Source organism: Streptomyces sp. SID3212, from assembly GCF_009865405.1.
In the GTDB taxonomy this organism is placed as follows: domain Bacteria; phylum Actinomycetota; class Actinomycetes; order Streptomycetales; family Streptomycetaceae; genus Streptomyces.
Genome location: NZ_WWJY01000872.1, coordinates 1 through 5,294, shown reverse-complemented (window position 1 = coordinate 5,294; position 5,294 = coordinate 1). Strand labels below are relative to the sequence as shown.

Below are 5,294 nucleotides of genomic sequence, written 5' to 3'. Positions count from 1 at the left end.
CCGCCGGTTGTCCCCTGGTTGTTGTCCGGGCGGACCGAACAAGCACTGCGGGACCAGGCAGCCCGCCTGCTCACCCACCTGCAGAACTCCCCCACCCACTCCGACCTGGACATCGCCCACTCACTGGCAACCTCACGCACCGCCCACGAACACCGCGCCGCCCTCACGGACACCGACCGCCACGCCGGACTGCACGCACTCATCACCGGCACCACCCACCCCCACGTCATACGCGGAACACAAACCGAAGGCCGCACCGCCTTCCTCTTCACCGGCCAAGGCTCCCAATACCCCGGCATGGGAATGGACCTCTACACCACATTCCCCACCTTCGCACAAGCCTTCGACGACATCGCCGCACACCTCGACCCCCTCCTCGACCAGCCACTGCACGAAACCATCACCACAGGCAAAAACCTCGACAACACGGGACACACCCAACCCGCCCTCTTCGCCATCGAAGTAGCACTCTTCCGCCTCCTCGAATCACTCGGCACACGCCCCGACTTCATGGCCGGACACTCCATCGGCGAAATCGCCGCAGCCCACACCGCCGGCATCCTCACCCTCCCGGACGCCGCCACCCTCGTCGCCGCACGAGCCACACTCATGCAACAGCTCCCACCCGACGGAGCCATGCACGCCATACAAACCACCGAAGCCGAAATCACCACCCATCTCCAGGAGCACGAAGACCGACTCTCCATAGCGGCCGTCAACGGTCCTCGCTCCGTCGTCATCGCCGGCGACGCCGAACGCGCGCAGCAGGTGGCGGAGGCGCTGCGGGACCAGGGCCGCAGGACCACGCGGCTGACGGTGTCGCACGCGTTCCACTCCCCGCACATGGAACCGATGCTCGATGCCTTCCTGACCGTCCTGGCGGACCTGTCCTTCCACGAGCCCCGGATCCCGGTCGTCTCCACCGTCACCGGAGAGGTCCTCACCCGGGACCAGTGGTCGTCACCCGCCTACTGGGCGCGGCAGGTCCGTGAGCCGGTGCGCTTCTTCGACGCGGTCCGCACGCTGGAGACGGCGGGCGTCACCACGTTCCTGGAAGTGGGGCCCGACGGGGTCTGCGCGGCCATGGCAGCCGACTCGCTGCGAGAGGCGGACGGTGTGGCGACGGTGGCGGCCCAGCGCAAGGGCCGGCCCCAGGCCCAGTCCCTGGTCGCCGCGCTCGGCACGGCTTTCGTCCGTGGTACGGCGGTGGACTGGCGGGCGTTCTTCGAGGGCACCGGCGCCCGGCGCGTCCCCCTGCCCACGTACGCCTTCCAGCACGAACGGTACTGGTTGGAGCAGGCGGCCCCGACCGGCGCTGCCGGCGGCCCGACTGCCGCCTCGGGCCATCCGCTGCTCGGGCTTCCGGTCTTCGTGGCCGAGAGCGACGAGGTCCTCTTCACCAGTCGGATCTCGCCCCGTACCCACCCTTCGCTCGCCCGCCACACCATGCTCGGGTCGGTGGTCCTCTCCGCGCCCGCGCTGGTGGAATTCGCGCTGTACACCGGCGACGAGACCGGCGACGTCGTCCTTGACGAACTCCACCTGCGGGCGCCGCTCGTCCTCTCCGAAGACGGTGCCGCGTGGCTCCAGGTCAGGTCAGGCGTCCAGGACGGCCGCCGCACGCTGTCCGTCCACTCCTCACCCGACTCCGGCACGGGTGACAGGCCCGGGGCATCGTGGACGCTGCACGCCGAGGGGTCCTTCCGGTCCGACGACGCCGCGATGCGCGGGGCGCCCCCCGAGGGCGGCACGACCGTCGATCTGCGTCTGCCGGACGAGTCCGCCGAGGAGGCGGCTCGGTACGGCATCCACCCCGACCTGCTCGGCGACGCACTGCCCGTACGATTGTTCGATGTCCAGGGCGACACCGTGCCCGTGCCGGCGGACTGGTACGGAGTGCGGTTGTACGCCACGGGCGCCACCGGTGTCCGGGCCCAGGTGACCGAGCTCGACGAACGCACGATAGCGCTGCGGCTCACCGATGCGAACGGGGAGTTGGTCGCCACGGTCGACTCGATCGTGTACCGGGACGTTCCCGCCGGGGAGTTCCGATCGGCGCGGTCCGACGGCGGCGACGCGCTCCTCACCGTCGAATGGGGCCCGGCGGCTGAACCGAGCAGCGAGGTCGAGCCGTTGCGCTGGGGAGTCCTGGGCACCGCGAGCAGCCGTACGGTGACCGCGGACGGCGACCCCAGCGCCGAGCGGTTCGCCGACGTCGGCGCCGCGGCCGCGGCGGCGGCACGGATCGACGCGGTCGTTCTGCCCTGGGACGGCGCGGACACGGCCGAGATGACCGGTTCCGTGCGCGGCGCGGCCCGTGAGGCGCTCGCCGTCCTCCAGCGGTGGTTTGCCGAGGACCGGCTCGCCGGTGTTCCTCTGGTGATCCTCACCCGGGGGGCGGTGGTGATCTCCGATGCGGAGATCCCGGCTCTCGCGGAAGCCGCTCTGTGGGGCTTCGTGCGTTCCGCCCAGTCGGAGGCCCCGGGACGGATCATCCTTCTCGACACGGACGGAGAGCTCTCGGCGGAGCGGTTGTCCGCGGTCCTGGCTTCCGGGGAACAGGAGACCGCCCTGCGAGGGGACCGTGTGCTGCTGCCCCGGCTGCGGCGGGTACCCGCCCCCGTACGACCACCGGCCGCACCGTCCTGGAACGCGGCGGGAACGGTCCTGGTCACCGGCGGGACCGGCATGCCCGGTGCTGCCGTGGTCCGCCACCTGGTCCAGGAACACGGGGTCGCACACCTGCTGCTGACCCGTCACGACGGAGCGGACCCGCAGGAGGAACAGGAACTGGTCGCCGAGCTCGCCGGGCTCGGCGCGGATGTGACGGTCGTGACGTGCGATGTCGCCGACCGGGCCGCTCTGGAGCTGCTGCTCAGGGGCATTCCGTCCGACCGCCCCCTGACCGGAGTCGTGCACACCGTGGAAGCACTCGACAACGGACTCGTCGGGACGCTGACGCCGGAGCGCCTGGAGGCCGTGATGCGCCCGAAGTCCGACGGGGCGTGGAACCTGCACGAGGCCACACGGCACCAAGATCTCACCGCTTTTGTCATGTTCTCCTCCACTGTGGGGGTGTTCGGCGGTCCCGGGGCAGCCAACTACGCCGCGGCCAATGCCTTCCTGGACGGCCTGGCGCACTACCGGCGGGCGGCCGGCCTGCCGGCGACCTCCATCGCCTGGGGGCTGTGGGAATCGGACGACGCCGCCCAGGATGCCAAGGCGTACGCGGGGTTCGTCCGCAGTGGCTTCCGTCCCATGACGCGAGCGCAGGGAACCACCTTCTTCGACCGGGCGCTCGCTTCGGGGGCGACCGTGCCGGTGGCCACCTCGTTGAGCACGCTCGCGCCGGGCACGGAAGAGTGGATGCCGCCACTGTTGCGGACGCTCTCGCCGCGCCGCCCCACGCGTCGGCAGGCCTCGTCGGCCGTCACCGAGCCGTCCCCCGCGGAGCATCTGGCTCCGCTGACCCCGGTGGACCGGGAGCGATGGGTGCTCTCTCTGGTACGCGAGGAGGTGGCCGCGGTCCTGGGGCACGCGACCGCCGGCACGGTCTCCACGGACCGCTCCTTCCAGGAACTGGGCTTCGACTCGATGACGGGCGTCGAGCTGCGCAACCGGCTCGGAGCCGCTACCGGGGTCGCGCTGCCCGCCACCCTGGTCTTCGACCACCCCACGCCCGCGGCACTCGCCGACTCGCTGCTCAAGCGGCTGGTGCCGGACACAGTCGCCGAGTCGCACGCCGCGCTGTCCGAACTCGACAAGCTGGAGGCCCTCCTGTCGAGGACGACGCCGCAGGAGGCAGCGGAGCGGGACGAACTCACGACACGTCTCCAGGCGCTCGTGGCCAAGTTGAACGCGAGCGCCACCGCCCTGCCCGACGCGTCGGACGTCATCGAATCGGCCTCGGCGGACGAGCTCTTCAGCTTCATCGACTCCCAGCTCGGCCGATCCGTCCGCTGACGGCGCTCAGCCACCTTCCGCGCCACAAGGAGAATGCGATCCCGTATGTCTAAAGAAGAGAAGCTCATCGAGTATCTCAAATGGGTGACCGCCGATCTGCACAAGGCGCAGCAACGGCTCGCCGAACTGGAGGCGGGCGCGGCCGAGCCGGTCGCGATCGTCTCGATGGCCTGCCGATTCCCCGGCGGGGTCGCCTCTCCTGACGACCTGTGGCAGCTGGTGGCGGACGGCGTCGACGGCATCTCCGCCTTCCCGTCCGACCGGGGGTGGGACCTGGAGGGACTCTACGATCCGGATCCGAACACGCCCGGTACCTCGTACACCCGAGAGGGCGGCTTCCTCCACGACGCGCCCCTCTTCGATGCCGCGTTCTTCGGCATTTCCCCACGTGAGGCGCAGGCGATGGACCCGCAGCAGCGCCTCCTGCTGGAGACCGCGTGGGAAACCTTCGAACAGGCGGGCATCGATCCCACCACGCTGAGAGGGAGCCGTACCGGCGTCTTCGCCGGTGTGGTGGAGCAGAGCTACCTGGGTCTCGAAGGCCCCGAGGAGTTCGAGGGTTACCTGCTCACCAGCAAGCTCAGCAGCGTCGCCTCGGGCCGTATCGCCTACACCTTCGGCTTGGAGGGGCCGGCGATATCGGTGGACACTGCGTGTTCGTCCTCGCTGGTCGCGCTGCACCTGGCGGTGCAGTCCGTCAGGTCGGGCGAATCGACGCTGGCCCTCGCCGGGGGTGTGACGGTGACGGCGACCCCCAGCGGATTCGTCGACTTCTCCCGGCAGAGCGGTCTGGCTCCTGATGGTCGGATCAAGTCGTTCGGTGCGGGTGCGGATGGTACGGCGTGGTCGGAGGGGGTGGGGCTGCTGCTGGTGGAGCGGCTTTCGGACGCCCTGCGGAACGGTCACGAGGTGTTGGCCGTGGTGCGTGGTTCGGCGGTGAATCAGGATGGCGCGTCGAACGGGCTCACGGCACCGAACGGCCCGTCCCAGGAGCGGGTGATCCGTGCGGCGCTCGCGGACGGCGGACTGTCCGAGGCCGACGTGGACGTGGTGGAGGCGCACGGTACCGGGACACGGCTGGGCGATCCGATCGAAGCACAGGCCCTGCTGGCGACCTACGGACGCAACCGCCCCAAGGGCCGGCCCCTGTACCTCGGCTCACTCAAGTCCAACATCGGACACACCGTCGCCGCGGCGGGTGTCGGTGGGGTGATCAAGATGGTGCAGGCGATGCGGCACGGAGTGCTCCCCAGGACCCTGCACGCCGAGGAACCGACCCCCATGGTCGACTGGTCCACCGGCGCCGTCGAACTCCTCACCCGGGAACGGGA

Annotated in this window: 2 protein-coding genes; both read left to right on the top strand. The window is 70.3% G+C overall.

From position 1 onward, the window contains the following. Nucleotides 1-3,963 (top strand): SDR family NAD(P)-dependent oxidoreductase (locus tag GT042_RS26395; RefSeq protein ID WP_237531198.1); only part of this gene is annotated, 3,963 nt, incomplete at its 5' end. A 45-nt stretch (nucleotides 3,964-4,008) separates the two neighbouring features. Then, on the top strand, nucleotides 4,009-5,294 hold a 1,286-nt coding region (locus tag GT042_RS26390), incomplete at its 3' end, for a beta-ketoacyl synthase N-terminal-like domain-containing protein (protein WP_202533883.1).